This is a genomic window from Arthrobacter sp. G.S.26, from assembly GCF_050847375.1.
Taxonomy (GTDB): Bacteria; Actinomycetota; Actinomycetes; order Actinomycetales; family Micrococcaceae; genus Arthrobacter.
The window spans coordinates 2,262,800-2,278,095 of record NZ_CP193752.1 but is presented as its reverse complement, the minus strand read 5'-3'; the positions used below and the strand labels follow the sequence as shown (position 1 = coordinate 2,278,095).

The following is a 15,296-nucleotide window of genomic DNA, read 5'->3' as shown; positions in this document are numbered from 1 at the left end:
GTGCAGGAGAACACAGGCGCCGGGTACCCCGGTGATGCCGCAGTGACGGACGACTTCGACCTCGCCGGTGTCCCGGATGCCTTCCAGCGTCTGTGGACTCCGCACCGGATGGCCTACATCAAGGGTGGCCAGCATCAGTTCAAGGGCGAGAACGACTGCCCGTTCTGCGTGGGTCCCGGCCGCAGCGACCAGGAATCCCTGATTGTGTACCGGGGCCGCACCTGCTACGTGGTGCTTAACCTTTTCCCATACAACCCGGGCCACCTGCTGGTGTGCCCGTACCGGCACATCCCGGACTACACCGATTTGACGGTTGAGGAGACAGCGGAATTCGCCGACCTCACCCAGACGGCCATGCGGGTGCTGCGTAAGGTGTCCAACCCCGGCGGCTTTAACCTCGGCATGAACCAGGGTGTGGTGGGTGGCGCGGGAATCGCCGCCCACCTGCATCAGCACATTGTGCCGCGCTGGGGTGGCGACGGGAACTTCTTCCCCATCATCGCCCAGACCAAGGCCATCACCCAGACGCTGGACGAGGTCCGCCAGCAGGTGGCCGATGCCTGGCCCGGGGCGACGGATGCTTAACAGGCATGCCCGCGGGTTCTTTACCGCGTTGTTCACCCCGTTTGCCCGCTGGCTCCTTAGAATTGGTGTTTCCCCGGATGCGGTAACCGTCATTGGCACCGCGGGCGTGGTGGTGGGGGCCCTGATCTTTTATCCACTGGGACAGCTCTGGTGGGGCACGCTCTTCATCACCGCCTTCATTTTCTCCGACGTCCTGGACGGCATCATGGCCAGGATGCAGGAAACCGGGGGCCGGTGGGGCAACTTCCTGGACTCCACCCTGGACCGCGTGGCTGATGGTGCGCTCTTTGCCGGGGTGGCGGTCTGGTTCTTCACCGGCGGTGGGAATACGCCCATCGCCGTGGCCGCCGTCGTCTGCCTGGTCCTGGGCATGGTGGTCTCCTATGCCCGTGCCAAGGCCGAGTCGCTGGGCTTCACCGCGAACACAGGAATCGCCGAACGTGCGGAGCGCCTCGTGTCGGTGCTGGTGGTGACCGGTTTCACCGGCCTGGGCCTGCCAGCGGTGGTGCTGCTGGTGACGCTGCTCCTGCTCGCTGCGGCCAGCCTGGTGACAGTCATCCAGCGGGTGGTTTCGGTCCGCCGGCAGGCCTTCGCCGAACCCTCACCGGCCGATTAACATAGCCGTTACCTGATTAAGCCGGCCAGCGGTGGTGGGACTAGTATTAGCTCTGCCCGATCAATGGATCCGGCAATCCGTGTGTCCGGCAGGTGCGTCGAAGGCCGCCTGCACACCCGGCGAAGGTCATCTATCTACCCATAGGGGTTTTTGTGTCTACACCTGATGTAAGCAACGGGGCCGGTTCGTCCGCGAACAGCGTCACGGGCAGCAACCGCGTGAAGCGCGGCATGGCCGAGATGCTCAAGGGCGGCGTCATTATGGACGTTGTCAACGTTGAACAGGCCCGCATCGCCGAGGACGCCGGTGCCGTGGCCGTGATGGCCCTGGAACGCGTTCCGGCCGATATCCGCGCCCAGGGCGGCGTCTCCCGCATGTCCGATCCCGACATGATTGACGCCATCATCGATGCCGTGTCCGTCCCGGTCATGGCCAAGGCCCGGATCGGCCACTTTGTCGAAGCCCAGGTCCTGCAGTCCCTCGGTGTTGACTACATCGACGAGTCCGAGGTCCTGACCCCGGCCGACTACGTCAACCACATCGACAAGTGGAACTTCAAGGTCCCGTTCGTCTGCGGCGCCACCAACCTGGGTGAGGCACTGCGCCGCATCAACGAGGGCGCGGCGATGATCCGGTCCAAGGGCGAGGCCGGCACCGGCGACGTATCCAATGCCACCGGCCACATGCGCCAGATCCGTTCCGAGATCGCCAAGCTCGCGGCCCTGCCCGAGGACGAGCTGTACGTTGCGGCCAAGGAACTGCAGGCCCCGTACGAACTGGTCAAGGAAGTCGCCGCTGCCGGCAAGCTGCCCGTGGTGCTGTTCACCGCCGGTGGCATCGCCACCCCGGCCGATGCTGCCATGATGATGCAGCTCGGCGCTGACGGCGTGTTCGTCGGTTCCGGCATCTTCAAGTCCGGCAACCCCGCCCAGCGCGCCGCCGCCGTGGTCAAGGCCACCACGTTCTTCGATGACCCCGACGTCATCGCCAAGGCCTCCCGCGGCCTGGGCGAGGCCATGGTGGGCATCAACGTCGACGAGATCCCGCAGCCGCACCGCCTCGCAGAACGCGGCTGGTAACTCCCGCAACTGCTGTACCCCCGACGCCGGTTCCCCGCCTTCCAGAGGTGGGGGACCGGCGTCGTGCTTTCCCAACTGACTCGCAGTTGTTGTCGTTTTGAGGGCTCAAAACGACAACAACTGCGAGTCAGTTGGGAGGGGGGAGGAGGGGAGGCGAGGGGTTACTCCAGGCCGCGGCGCTTCAGCAGGGGTTCGAGTGTGGCATCGCGGCCGCGGATGCTGCGGAACGAATCGAGCGGGTCGCGGCTGTTGCCCCGGCCCAGCAGTTCCCGGCGGAACCGTTCCCCGTTGGCACGGGTCATACCGCCGCTTTCGGTGAACCAGTCCACCGTCTCCGCGTCCAGGACCTCGCTCCAGATGTAGGAGTAGTAGCCGGCCGCGTAGCCGGCACCCGCGAAGATGTGCTGGAAGTAGCCGGTCCGGTACCGCGGCGGAATCAGCGGGTGCGCGATCCCTGCGGCGGCGAGTGACTTGTCCTCGAAGGCCAGGGCGTCGTCCGGGACGGCGGCCTGCTCCAGCACATGCCAGGCGAGGTCCAGCAAGGCAGCACCCAGGTACTCGGTGGTGCCGAACCCTTCGCCCCACAGCAGCGAAGCGTTCAGCTTGTCCACCACGGACTGCGGCAGCGGCTCGCCGGTGGCGTGGTGGCGGGCGTAGTTGGCCAGGACCTCGGGCCACATGATCCACATCTCGTTGACCTGGGACGGGTACTCCACAAAGTCCCGGGGAACCGAAGTCCCCGAGAACCGCGGGTAGGTAACGTCCGAGAACAGCCCGTGCAGGGCATGGCCGAACTCGTGGAACGTGGTGCGCACCTCGTCGAGCGTCAGCAGGGTGGGTTCCCCGGCCGGCGGCTTGGAGATGTTCAGGGTATTGATGACCACGGGTTTGGTGCCCAGCAGCTCCGACTGATCCACCAGCGAGTTCATCCAGGCCCCGCCGCGCTTGGACTCACGGGTGTAATAGTCGCCCAGGAAAAGGCCCAGTTCGCTGCCGTCCTCGTTCCGGACCTCCCACACCCGCACGTCCGGGTGGTAGCCGGACAGGTCGCCGCGTTCGTGGAACGTGATTCCGTACAGGGAGGTGGCGGCGAAGAAGACGCCGTCCGTCAGGACCCGGTCCAGCTCGAAGTAGGGCCGCAGGGCCTGCTCGTCCACCTCGTAGCGGTCTTTGCGGACCTTCGCCGAGTAGAACGCCCAGTCCCAGGCCTCCAGCGGATGCCCTGCCTGTTCCGCCAGTGCGGCAGCCTCCGCGTCCGCGTTGCGCACAGCGGCGGGGGCCATCCGGTTCAGCATGGCCTGCACGGCTTCGAAGTCCGGGGCGGTCTGCCGGTCCACCACCAGCTCTGCGTAATTCTCGAAACCCAGGAGGTTTGCCTTTTCCGCACGGAGCGCTGCGGTGGCCCGGGCAATGTCCAGCACGTCCAGGGCGCCGCCACTGCTGCCGCGGGCCACGGACGCTTCGAACAGCCGACGGCGGACGTCCCGGTTTTGGAGCGCGGCGAGGGCCGGCTGGTTGCCCGGCTGGATCAGGGTCAGCAGGTACTTTCCGTTGTGCCCTGCCGTGTTGGCTGCCTCCGCGGCGGCGGCAACGTCGTCTGCCGGCAGTCCGGCGAGGTCGCCGGCGTCGTCCACCAGCAGTGCCGCGGCCTTCAGGCCGGCCTTGACCCGCTGCCCGAATTCCGTGCCCAGGGCGGCGAGTTCTGCATTGATCTCCTTCAACCGCTTCTGGCCGGCCGCGTCGAGTGCGATGCCTGACTGCCGGAACTCCTTCAGGTACTCGGCCACCAACCGGACCGCCTCGGGGCCGCAGTCCGCCGTGCTGATGGCGGCAAACCGTTCGTAGAGGTCCCGGTTCAGGTAAACCTCATCCTGGTGCGCGGAGAACCGCGGGGACAGCTCGGTTTCGAGGGCGCGGATCTCTTCTGATGCATCCGCGGATACCAGGGTGAAAAACGCCGACGCCGCGCGGTGGAGCAGCCTGCCGGACCTTTCCATGGCCAATGCGGTGTTTTCGAACGTGGCCGGCGCCGGGTCCGCCACGATGGCCTGGATTTCAGCGAGCTGGCTGGCCAAGCCGGCCCCGATGGCCTCCGCATAGTCCGAGGGCCCAAGCTGGGCGAACGGAGGAAGCTCATAGGGCAGGGGACTGGGGTGGAGGAGGGGGTTCGTCATGAGGTAAACCTTTCACAGCCCGGGCACGCTTCTCAACGCGGCCAAATGCCTGCGGCGGGTCCTGGCCGTCCCTAGAATGGCGTTATGGGGATCACATCAGGCATAACTTCCCGGCGCTGGCTGGCAGCAGCCTCCGCCGGAGCGCTGCTGACGGCGCTGGCCGGCTGCGGCCTGGTGGCCGAGCAGAACCGGGCGACGGCGGACCCGCAAACCAACGCGGCCACGTCCAAGGCCACACCCACAGCCACCGTTCCGGCGCCGGTCCCCACCCCGGGCCAGGGACCCGACTGCCCCGTCCTGCGCTGCACAACCGTCCTGGTGACGGGGGACATGCTGGTCCACACCCAGCTGTGGCAGCAGGCGCAGCAGGACGCAGCCGCCGCGGGCAAGCCCGGCCTGGACTTCGTGCCGCTGCTGGAAGGCCAGCGCCGCTACATCGACAGCAGTGACCTGGCCATCTGCCATCAGGAAACGCCGGTTGCAGGACCTGATGGGCCTTTCTCCGCGTACCCGTCGTTCAACGTTCCACCCCAGATCATCACTGCCGCGAAAAATGTCGGCTACCAGGCCTGCACCACCGCCAGCAACCACACCATCGACCGCGGTACGGACGGCCTGCTCCGGACCCTTGACCAGCTGGACGCCGCGGGGCTGAAGCACACCGGCTCCTACCGGACCGCAACTGAATCCCAGGGCATCCTCATCATGCAGACGCCGGCCGCCAAGGTGGCCATCATCCAGGCCAGCTACGGGCTGAACGGCCAGATCGCCGAATACCCGTGGCAGGTGGACATGCTGGACGCCCCGGCCATGATTGCTAAGGCCGTTAAGGCCCGGGCCCTGGGCGCGGACATCGTCCTGGGCGTGATGCACGCCGGCGACGAATATGCCAGCGTCCCGAACGGCCAGCAACAGGACGTAGCCCACGCCCTGGTGGACAGCGGACAGTTCAGCATGGTCTACGGCCACCACACCCACTCGGTGCTGCCCATCGAAAACTACAAGGGCACCTGGATTGTGTACGGCCTGGGCAACGGGGTCACCGAGCTATCGCCCTGGTATGTGGTCAACAACGAGGGCCTGCTGGTCCGGGCCCAGTTCGGCCAGGACGCTGCAGGGAAATGGGCGCCCACGGACCTGGCCTGGGCGCCGTCGGTCATTGTCCGGGACCCTTACCGGTGGTGCTCCGTGGCGTCGGACGCCCCGCAGGGGACCTGCGCCGGCCCGGAAGAGGACGCCGCCACCAGGGCGCGCACCACCGAAGTGGTGGAGTCCATGGGCGCAGCCGCCGCGGGCGCCCATGAGCTGCTGGTGACCCGGCAGCCCTGAGGGATTCCTAGCGGGGCCGCCGGGCGGCGTGTTCGCGGGCCAGTACCGCGTAGGAGTCGTCCGGGGTGCCCGGTTCGAAGCTGCCGAACTTCCGTTCCGCCGCCGTCCTGATCAGGAAATCGGCGATGGCAGGGTTCTTGGGCAGCAGCGAGCCGTGCAGGTAGCTCGCCACGATGTTGCGGTAGCGGGCGCCCTCATGGCCGTCGGCGCTGTTGTTCCCGGTGCCCTTCGCCGCCGTGCCCAGCGGACGGACGCCGTTGCCCAGGGTGGTTTGGCCGCTGTGGTTCTCGTAGCCCAGCACCTCGCCGAATTCGGTGGTGGCCACCTTGACGTTGCCGATCAGCCGCTCATCGGTGCCCAGCGTCTCCACATCCAGGATGCCGATACCCGGGATGACAGTGCCGGTCCGGGTCTTGAAGGACTTGCCAAAAAGCTGGTACAGCCCGCAGATGACCAGCATGGGGGCGCCGTCCTCGGCCAGGTCCGTCAATTCGACGGCCCGGGCCTGCAGGTCGTCCTGGATCACCAGCTGGCCGCTGTCCTGCCCGCCGCCGCCAACAATGATGTCCACGTTGGCCGGGAACTCATCGCCCACGTTGTATTCGAGCAGCTCGGGCGTGTAGCCGTGCCAGCCGATGCGCTGCTGCAGCACCAGGGCGTTGCCCCAGTCGCCGTAGATGTTCATGTCCCGCGGATACAGCTGGAGGACCCGGAGGGTGCCCTTGTCCTGGTGTCCGGTGCTCATGAGACAACCTCCACGGTGGTGATCTTGGACAGCTCGCGGCGGATGGCCAGCATTGCCGTATAGGTGCAGAAAATGCGTTTCGGCTTGCCGGCAGCTTCCCGGATAAATGCCGCCAGGGCGGGTGCGATCTCGGGCTGGACGGCGCCGATCCGGACGTCGTCGTACTGCAGCCGGAGGGCCATGTCATAGGCCCTGGACCCGGTGAGCTGGTCCACCCCGCCGGGCTGCAGCGAGTCGAACCCGACGTCCCACAGCCAGGACATGTCCCGGCCGTCCGCGTAGTTGTCGTTGATGGCGATCATGGTGGCGTACCCCTCTGCGGGGAACGACTTCAGGCCAAGCCGGAAACCGCTGGGGTTTTTCACCAGGACCAGGTCCAGTGGCTGGCCGTCCACGGTGAGGCTTTCGCCGCGCCCGAACGCGGGTTCCACTTTGCCCAGCGCAACGAGCAGGGCGTCGTGGTCCGCGGTGGCGGCGCCCCCGCCGCAGATGCTGCGGGCCAGCGTCAGCGCGGCGGCAGCGTTGAAGATGTTGTACACACCCCGCAGCTTCATCCCGGTGGTGACGGTGCCGCCGTCGTACTCAAAGGCCGCGGAGTCCGCACCCACTGTGCGGAGAACGACGTCGGCAGCAGGCTTCTCCGGCAGGGCCGCCGGGGCGGGGCTGCCGGGAGCGGTGCGCATGTCGTCGTCGTTGGGGAACGTACTGAGCAGGGAATCGTCGAGGCCGAAGTAGCGGACGTCCTGCCCCGTCAGGTTCTCCGCGATCCGCGCCACGCGCGGGTCCTCGCGGTTCAGCACCACGGTGCCGGTGGTTTTGTCCGCAATGTGCTGGAGCAGCTGGGCGGTTTTGTCGATCTCGCCGAACCGGTCGAGCTGGTCCCGCAGGACGTTCAGCAGCAGGCTGTACCGCGGCGGAACACTGTTAACGAAGTGCACGGCGTGGGCTTCGTCCAGTTCCAGGACCGCCACATCCGCCTTGAGCCGGCCGCGCCAGTCCACGGCACCCAACAGGGCGGCGGCAACGCCGCGGGTGAAGTTGCTGCCCGTCCGGTTGGTGAACACGGTCAGGCCCTGGCTTTCGAGCAGTTCCACCACCATTTTGGTGGTGGTGGTTTTGCCGTTTGTGCCGCTGACCACCGCCACGCCATGGGGGAGGGTGGTCAGCGTGCGCCGCATAAAGCCGGGGTCGATTTTCTCGACCACCAGGCCGGGAAGGGCGGAGCCGCCGCCCCGGAGCCGGGACACCCGGCGGACGAGCTTGCCGAGCGGAACACTGATGTAGAACATGGTTCGAATATATCCCAGCAGCGGCATGGAACCGCCGCAGGCTTCCCCCGTCCGCGGGCCCGGCAACCGCCGCACCGTATGCTGGATGGATGACAAATTCCCTACCTGTTGCTCCCGCGCGCCCGGGTTCCGGTCTGCGGATCGGGGTGCTCGCCCTGCAGGGCGACTTCCGGGAACATCTCCGCGCCGCCGAGGCGACAGGCGCCCACGGCGTCAGCGTGCGCCGGCCCGCGGAGCTGGACGGACTGGACGGCCTGATCATTCCCGGCGGCGAGTCCACCGCGATCGACAAGCTGGCCCGCGCCTTTGAGCTGGCTGATCCGTTGCGCGAACGCATCGCCGGCGGCCTGCCGGTCTACGGCTCCTGCGCAGGCATGATCCTCCTGGCCCAGGACATCGCCGATCCCGCCACCGACCTGGCCGGTGCGCCCCAGCAGACCTTCGGCGGGCTGGACATCACCGTCCGGCGCAACGCCTTTGGCCGGCAGCGTGAGTCCTTCGAAACGGACCTTGAGTTCAAGGGGCTGGACTTCAGCGCCACGGAAACAGGCGTCGCCCCGGTGCACGCAGTATTCATCCGCGGCCCCTGGGTTGAGCGGGTTGGTCCCGGCGTGGAGGTCCTGGCCCAGGTGGAACCGGCCGACGCCGGCCACGCGGCCCACGCCGCCGCATTGCCGGGGGCCGCTAGAATTGTTGCAGTGCGTTCCGGCCAGCTGCTGGCCACCTCCTTCCACCCGGAAGTGACGGGCGAAAAGCGCATCCACGAACTTTTTATCCGCATGATCAGAGGAGAAGCGTAAAGCATGTCAGGCCACTCCAAATGGGCAACCACCAAGCACAAAAAAGCCATCCTTGACAGCCGACGCGCCAAATCCTTCGCCAAGCTGATCAAGAACATCGAAGTTGCTGCACGCATGGGCGGCCCGGACCTCTCCGGTAACCCCGGCCTGGAACTGGCTGTCACCAAGGCCAAAAAAACCTCGGTCCCCGCGGACAACATCGACCGCGCCATCAAGCGCGGCGCCGGCCTCACCGGCGAAGTGGTGGACTACACCGAGATCATGTACGAGGCCCGCGGCCCGCAGGGCTCAGCCCTCCTGATCGAGTGCCTCACGGACAACAAAAACCGTGCCGCATCCGAGGTCCGGCTCGCGATCTCCCGCAACGGGGGAACCATCGCCGACCCCGGCTCCGTCAGCTACCTCTTTACCCGCAAAGGCGTGGTGAACCTGCCCAAGAACGGCCTCACCGAGGATGACGTGCTGATGGCCGTCCTCGACGCCGGCGCCGAGGAAGTCAAGGACAACGGCGAGACGTTCGAGATCCACTCCGAGCCCACCGACCTCCAGGCCATCCGCGACGCCCTCAAGGAAGCCGGCATCGAGTACGACACCGATGAGGCCGAGTTTGTCCCGTCCATGCAGGTGGAACTCGACGTCGACGGCGCCCGGAAGTTCCTGAAGCTCGCGGACGCGCTGGAGGAACTCGACGACGTCCAGAACGTCTACAGCAACGCTGACCTGAGCAGCGAAGTGCAGGCCGCACTGGAATCCGAGTGACCTGCCGGTACCCCGCCGCGGAGGCCCGGACTTGACCCTCAGGGTACTGGGGGTTGATCCGGGCCTCACCCGTTGCGGGATCGGCGTGGTGGATGTTGAACGCAACCGCCGCGCCACGATGGTGGGTGTGGGCGTGGTGGGCACCTCGCCGGAGCAGTCCCTGGACCAGCGGCTGCTGGTGATCGCCCTGGCCATCGATGACTGGCTGGACCGCTACGAACCGCACGTGGTCGCAGTGGAACGGGTCTTCTCCCAGCTGAACGTCAGTACCGTGATGGGCGTGGCCCAGGCCTCCGGCGTGGTGATTGCTGCGGCGGCGCGGCGCGGCATCCCGGTGGCCATGCACACGCCGTCCGAGGTCAAGGCCGCGGTGACCGGGAGCGGCACGTCCAATAAGGATGCGGTGACCAAGCTGGTGACCAAGATCCTGCGGCTGGACGCTCCTCCCCGCCCGGCGGACGCCGCCGACGCGTTGGCCCTCGCCATCACGCATGCGTGGCGGGCCGGCAGCGGGGCGGCTGTGGCCACCACGGGTCCCGGCAGCTCATCGCTTACGCCGGCCCAACGGGCGTGGGCCGAGGCGGAAGCAAAAGCGCGGCGCGGACGCTGATTGCCCCGGCCGCTTGCTAGGGTATTCGTAGATATGTTCGGATAGCCGGCGTTGACCACAACGGCCGGCAGTACACCAGGAGTACGGCCTTGATCAGTTTTCTTCGCGGAACAGTAGCCCACGTAGGCCTGTCCACGGCCGTCATCGACCTCAACGGCGCCGGCATGAGCGTCAACGCCACACCGCAGACCCTCAGCCGACTGCACGTCGGTGAGGAAGGCAAGCTGTTCACGTCACTGATAGTGCGTGAGGATTCACTGACGCTTTTCGGGTTCGCCTCGGATGACGAGCGGGAAGTTTTCGACATCCTGCTGAGCGTCAGCGGTGTGGGTCCCCGGCTGGCGCTGGCAGTCCTGGCGGTCCACGAGCCGGAGGCCATCCGGGTGGCTGCGCACAGTGGCGACAGCAAAACCTTCACCAAGGTGCCGGGTATCGGCCCCAAGGTTGGCGCCCGGATTGTCCTGGAACTGGCCGGAAAGCTGGTGCCGCACGGAACGGCCGGCGCCGCAGGGGTGCCCACGGCCGCCGAAGCTGCCTGGAAGCCGCAGGTGGTGGCCGCCATGACCAGCCTGGGCTGGTCCGAGAAGGACGCCTCCGCCAGCATCGACAAGGCCCTCGCCGACGATCCCGAAGTCTCGTTCCGGGGCAACGTCGCGGAAATCCTGCGCACCACGCTCCGCTGGCTGGGCCAGGACGGCGCGCGGGCCGGCAACCGCATAGGCAGCCGTGGCTGAACCGTCACTGGTGGCAGCGGGGGAGGAGCCCGAGGAACGGGCCATTGAAGCCGCCCTCCGGCCCAAGAACCTGGACGACTTCGTTGGCCAGCACCGGGTACGCAAACAGCTCTCCCTGGTGCTGCAGGCGTCCAGGATGCGCGGCCGCAGCGCAGATCACGTCCTTTTCTCGGGTCCGCCCGGGTTGGGCAAAACCACCCTGGCCATGATCGTGGCCGCCGAAATGAACGCCCCGCTGCGCATCAGCAGCGGCCCGGCCATCCAGCACGCCGGTGACCTCGCGGCCATCCTGTCTTCCCTCTCCGAGGGCGAGGTCCTGTTCCTCGACGAAATCCACCGGATGTCACGGCCGGCCGAGGAAATGCTGTACATGGCCATGGAGGATTTCCGGGTGGACATTGTGGTGGGCAAGGGGGCCGGTGCCACTGCCATTCCGCTGGAACTGCCGCCGTTCACCCTGGTGGGTGCAACGACCCGCGCGGGCCTGCTCCCCGGGCCCCTGCGGGACCGGTTCGGGTTCACCGGCCATCTGGAGTTCTACTCGGTTTCCGAACTGGAACTCGTTTTGCGCCGCTCGGCGGGGCTGCTGGACCTCAAGGTCAACTCTGCAGGGTTCAGCGAAATCGCCGGCCGGTCCCGGGGAACCCCACGTATCGCCAACAGGCTGCTGCGCCGGGTACGCGACTGGGCCCTGGTCCACGGCATCGAACAAATCGACGCCAGGGCAGCCTCCGCGGCCCTGGACATGTACGAAGTGGATAAAAAGGGCCTTGACCGGCTTGACCGTGCCGTGCTTGAGGCGCTTATCACCAAATTCGGCGGCGGGCCTGTGGGCCTGTCCACGCTGGCCATCGCCGTGGGCGAGGAAACGGAAACCGTGGAAACGGTGGCCGAGCCATTCCTGGTCCGGGAAGGGCTGCTGGGCCGCACCCCCCGGGGCAGGATCGCGATGGCTCCGGCCTGGACCCACCTGGGGTACGCCGTTCCCGCCGGAGCCTTCGGCCAGGAGCAGCTGGACCTGTTTGAACCTGCCGTTGAACCTGCCTGGCCGTCGTCCGGCTGGGATCCGGAGAGCCAATAGCAGGCTCCGTTCAGCTTTTCCCCCTAGACTGGTATGACGCCCGGCACGTTCGGGTCTTTGTTCCTGCGGCCACCGTGATTCCGGCTGCCCCGGGCTGTTGGGAAATCCGTCAGGGTTTCCGTGCGCACGGCCGGCGGAGGGAACAAGCCGACGGTGCCGGAAAACCGGCTAGGTAAGTAAAGAACGGATTTTTCCCTTGGATTTAATGTCAATTCTCCTCTTCGTCATGCTTGGCGTTTTCATCTTCATGATGTTCCGCCGCAACAAGAAGACGCAGCAGCAGCAGGCGCAACTCCAATCGCAGTTCGCTCCCGGCGTTGAAGTGATGACCAGCTTCGGCCTCTTCGGCCGCATCGTCGAGATCGACGACGCCGAGAACAAGGTCACCCTGGAACTCTCCCCGGGCAACCTGGCCACCGTCCACCGCCAGGCCGTCACCAAGGTCGTTGAGCCCACGGCAGTGCCGGAAGACGAAGCCCCGGCCGTACCGGATGATGCCTCCTCACTCACCGGCCAGGAGGCCGGAACCACCGCGGCACCGCTGGAGACCCCGGACGAGACGATGAAGCGCCTCAACGACGAAGGCAAAAAGGACAGCTAGTTCCGCTGCCGCCCCACACACCTCTACCGCTGCGGACAACCGCCGGTGCAAGCATGCACCGGCGGTTCCTCCGTGAATAAGAGAAAGATCGACAATGGCACGAACTGGCCCTAAGAAATCAGGCCTCAGGGTCCTGGTCTGGCTCGGCGTTATCCTCGCCGTCCTGACTGCGGTCCTGGCCGGCGGGACCCTCGCCGGGCAGGCAAGCTGGGCGCCGAAACTGGCACTGGACCTTGAAGGCGGCACCCAGATGATTCTGGCGCCCAAGGTGGAGGGCGGTTCGGACATTAACGAAGAGCAGCTCAACCAGGCCGTCTCGATCATCCGGCAGCGCGTCGACGGCTCCGGCGTCTCCGAAGCTGAAATCAGCACGCAGTCCGGGCGCAACGTAGTGGTGAGCCTCCCGGGCGTGCCGTCCAAAGAAACCCGCGACCTGATCCAGGCCTCCGCAGACATGAACTTCCGCCCCGTGCTGCTCAACGGTGCCGGCGCGGTGGTTCCCGAAGAGTCCCGGGCGCCCGAGGACCAGCTGCCGAAGCCTACGGCGGAGCCGGCCAACAGCAGCGACGTCAACTGGATCACTCCCGAGATCTACCGCGAGTTCGAGGCGCTGGACTGCGACAACCCGGCACAGGAGGAGCTGGAACGCTCCGATCCGGCCAAGCCGCTGGTCACCTGCGAGCCCGCCACCGAGACCGCACCTGCCATCAAGTACATCCTGGGTCCGGTGGAGGTCAAGGGCAGCAGCATCGTCACGTCCTCCTTCCAGCTCCAGCAGGGTGCGCAGGGCGCGGTCACCAATGACTGGGCAGTGAACATCCAGTTCGACGACGAGGGTACGGCCAAGTTCAAAGAGGTCACCGAACGCCTGAACCAGTTCTACGTGGCGGCCGGCGGCGAGTCGGGCAGCGACCCCAAGGCCCAGTTCGCCATTGTCCTGGACGACCAGGTCATCTCCGCCCCCCGGTCCCTGGCAGTCATCACCGACGGCCGGCCGCAGATCACCGGCGGCTTCACCGAAGCGTCCGCCAAGGCTCTCTCCGACCAGCTGAAGTTCGGGGCGCTTCCCATCAGCTTCGAGATCCAGAGCGACCAGCAGATTTCCGCCACCCTGGGTGGTGAACAGCTGCGCATGGGCCTCCTGGCCGGCATCATCGGGCTCCTGCTGGTGGTGGTCTACTCGCTGTTCCAGTACCGCGCGCTGGGGTTGGTCACCATCGCCTCCCTGGTGGTGGCAGGTGCTTTGACCTACCTGGCCATCGCCATCCTCGGCTGGACCGAGAACTACCGGCTGTCGCTGGCCGGCGTGGCAGGTATCATCGTCGCCATCGGCCAGACTGCGGACTCGTTCATCGTCTACTTCGAACGCATCCGCGATGAACTCCGCGAAGGCCGCGGCCTGGTCTCCGCCGTCGAAAACGGCTGGAAGCGCGCCAAGCGGACGGTCCTGGCCTCCAAGGCAGTCAACCTCCTCGCCGCCCTGGTCCTGTACTTCGTAGCGGTGGGCAACGTCCGCGGCTTCGCGTTCACCCTGGGCCTGACGGCCCTGGCGGACCTCCTTGTGGTGTTTATGTTCACCCACCCGACCCTGCAGCTGCTGGCGCGCACCAAGTTCTTCGGCGAGGGCCACCGGTTCTCCGGCCTTGACCCCAAGAAGCTCGGAGCCGTGCCGCTGTACCGTGGTGCCGGCCGCGTGCGTACCCCTGAGGACAAACCGGGCGTGGTCCGGGCGAAGAACACCGGTGCGGCCGCAGAGGCAGAACGCCGGATGACCATCGCCGAACGCCGCCTGGCCGAAAAGCAGGAGCAGCTTGCGGGCTCGTCGAAGAACGCAGCGAAGGAGAACAAGTAATGCCAAGCTTCGCCAATTTCGGTAACGAGCTTTACACCGGCAAGCGGTCCTACAACTTCGTGGGCGCCAAAAAGATCTGGTTCATCATCGCGGCCGTGGGGGTGGCCCTGTCCATCATCATTCCGGTGGCCAAGGGCGGGTTCAACCTGGGCATCGAGTTCCGGGGCGGCTCTGAATTCACGGTCTCCAACGTCCAGAGCACGGACGCCGGCCTGGGCGAGCAGGTTGTCACGGACGTCGTTGCGGGCAGTGTTCCGCGCGTCGCCAACGTGGCCGGAACCACCATGCGGATCCAAACGGACAAACTCACCGATGACGAGACCCTCCGGATCAAGGAAGGCCTCACCACGGCCTACGGGGTCACCGTCGACGAGGTGACGTCCACGTTCGTGGGCCCCACCTGGGGTGCTGACGTGACAAAGCAGGCGCTGATCGGCCTGGTGGTCTTTGTGCTGCTGGCTGCGGTGCTGATGGCGTTGTATTTCCGGACCTGGAAAATGTCGCTGTCCGCGATAGCGGGCATGGTGGTGACCATGTTCATCACGGCCGGGGTCTATGCCCTCAGCGACTTTGAGGTCACACCGTCCGCCATCATCGGCTTCCTGACCGTGCTCAGCTACTCGCTGTACGACACGGTGGTGGTGTTCGACAAGATCCGGGAAAACACCTCCGAGCTGGACGCCTCCACCCGGCGTACCTTCGCCGAGGAGGTCAACCTGGCGGTCAACCAGACCCTGGTCCGGTCCATCAACACGATGATGGTTGCGATCCTGCCCGTGGGCGCCATCCTGTTCATCGGTGCCGGCCTGCTGGGGGCGGGCACCTTGCGCGACCTGTCGCTGGCACTGTTCGTTGGCATCCTGATCGGCACGGCTGCCACCATTTTTGTGGCAGCCCCCATGTACGCACTGCTGCGCCAGAAGGAACCCGACCTGCTCAAACAGGAGAAGCGGGTGGAGCAGCGGCGCGCCGCGTCGGCCGGGAACACGCCGGCTGCAGAGGCTGCCACAGCCTAAGGCCGGCACCGCACGTCCACGGATGG

Annotated in this window: 15 protein-coding genes; 12 read left to right on the top strand and 3 right to left on the bottom strand. The window is 66.4% G+C overall.

Annotated elements, in window-relative coordinates:
* The 3 genes from ACRB8A_RS10330 to pdxS all read left to right on the top strand — a co-directional run bounded on the left by ACRB8A_RS10330 (nt 1) and on the right by pdxS (nt 2,280).
* Nucleotides 1-585 (top strand): HIT family protein, encoded by a 585-nt coding sequence (locus tag ACRB8A_RS10330; RefSeq protein WP_432244636.1) that lies wholly within the window; start codon nt 1-3, stop codon nt 583-585.
* Nucleotides 578-1,201, top strand: a complete 624-nt coding sequence (gene pgsA / locus ACRB8A_RS10325) for a phosphatidylinositol phosphate synthase (protein ID WP_432244635.1) — start codon at nt 578-580, stop codon at nt 1,199-1,201. Before ACRB8A_RS10330 ends, pgsA begins: the two co-directional genes overlap by 8 nt.
* 152 nt (nt 1,202-1,353) lie before the next feature.
* A complete protein-coding gene (pdxS, locus tag ACRB8A_RS10320; RefSeq protein ID WP_432244634.1) occupies nt 1,354-2,280 on the top strand; it encodes a pyridoxal 5'-phosphate synthase lyase subunit PdxS in 927 nt (308 codons plus the stop codon).
* Between the two features lie 161 nt (nt 2,281-2,441).
* On the opposite strand, the gene ACRB8A_RS10315 is transcribed toward pdxS, so the two are convergent.
* A complete protein-coding gene (locus ACRB8A_RS10315; protein WP_432244633.1) occupies nt 2,442-4,454 on the bottom strand; it encodes a M3 family metallopeptidase in 2,013 nt (670 codons plus the stop codon).
* Nucleotides 4,455-4,538: 84 nt separating this feature from the next.
* On the opposite strand from ACRB8A_RS10315, the gene ACRB8A_RS10310 reads away from it, so the two are divergent.
* A complete protein-coding gene (locus ACRB8A_RS10310) occupies nt 4,539-5,783 on the top strand; it encodes a CapA family protein (protein WP_432244632.1) in 1,245 nt (414 codons plus the stop codon).
* Nucleotides 5,784-5,790: 7 nt separating this feature from the next.
* On the opposite strand, the gene ACRB8A_RS10305 is transcribed toward ACRB8A_RS10310, so the two are convergent.
* Complete coding sequence (locus ACRB8A_RS10305; RefSeq protein ID WP_050684631.1) at nt 5,791-6,528, bottom strand: type 1 glutamine amidotransferase; 738 nt, start codon at nt 6,526-6,528, stop codon at nt 5,791-5,793.
* Nucleotides 6,525-7,817 (bottom strand): MurT ligase domain-containing protein, encoded by a 1,293-nt coding sequence (locus tag ACRB8A_RS10300; RefSeq protein ID WP_432244631.1) that lies wholly within the window; start codon nt 7,815-7,817, stop codon nt 6,525-6,527. The genes ACRB8A_RS10305 and ACRB8A_RS10300 overlap by 4 nt, the downstream gene beginning before the upstream one ends.
* 89 nt (nt 7,818-7,906) lie before the next feature.
* On the opposite strand from ACRB8A_RS10300, the gene pdxT reads away from it, so the two are divergent.
* The 8 genes from pdxT (at nt 7,907) to secF (ending at nt 15,270) form a co-directional block, all read left to right on the top strand.
* Nucleotides 7,907-8,617, top strand: coding sequence for a pyridoxal 5'-phosphate synthase glutaminase subunit PdxT (gene pdxT / locus ACRB8A_RS10295; RefSeq protein WP_432244630.1), 711 nt, complete (start codon nt 7,907-7,909; stop codon nt 8,615-8,617).
* A gap of 3 nt (nt 8,618-8,620) precedes the next feature.
* Complete coding sequence (locus tag ACRB8A_RS10290) at nt 8,621-9,376, top strand: YebC/PmpR family DNA-binding transcriptional regulator (RefSeq protein WP_050684634.1); 756 nt, start codon at nt 8,621-8,623, stop codon at nt 9,374-9,376.
* A gap of 31 nt (nt 9,377-9,407) precedes the next feature.
* Complete coding sequence (gene ruvC, locus ACRB8A_RS10285; protein ID WP_285240351.1) at nt 9,408-9,986, top strand: crossover junction endodeoxyribonuclease RuvC; 579 nt, start codon at nt 9,408-9,410, stop codon at nt 9,984-9,986.
* Nucleotides 9,987-10,075: 89 nt separating this feature from the next.
* Entirely contained in the window at nt 10,076-10,720 is a 645-nt protein-coding gene (gene ruvA / locus ACRB8A_RS10280; protein WP_050684636.1) for a Holliday junction branch migration protein RuvA, read from the top strand.
* Nucleotides 10,713-11,801 (top strand): Holliday junction branch migration DNA helicase RuvB, encoded by a 1,089-nt coding sequence (gene ruvB, locus ACRB8A_RS10275; RefSeq protein WP_285240350.1) that lies wholly within the window; start codon nt 10,713-10,715, stop codon nt 11,799-11,801. The genes ruvA and ruvB overlap by 8 nt, the downstream gene beginning before the upstream one ends.
* A 205-nt stretch (nt 11,802-12,006) precedes the next feature.
* On the top strand, nt 12,007-12,402 hold the full coding sequence (gene yajC / locus ACRB8A_RS10270) for a preprotein translocase subunit YajC (protein ID WP_050684638.1): 396 nt from the start codon (nt 12,007-12,009) through the stop codon (nt 12,400-12,402).
* A 94-nt stretch (nt 12,403-12,496) separates the two neighbouring features.
* A complete protein-coding gene (gene secD / locus ACRB8A_RS10265; protein ID WP_285240349.1) occupies nt 12,497-14,254 on the top strand; it encodes a protein translocase subunit SecD in 1,758 nt (585 codons plus the stop codon).
* Nucleotides 14,254-15,270, top strand: coding sequence for a protein translocase subunit SecF (gene secF / locus ACRB8A_RS10260; RefSeq protein WP_432244629.1), 1,017 nt, complete (start codon nt 14,254-14,256; stop codon nt 15,268-15,270). The genes secD and secF overlap by 1 nt, the downstream gene beginning before the upstream one ends.
* The last annotated feature ends 26 nt before the right edge of the window (nt 15,271-15,296 follow it).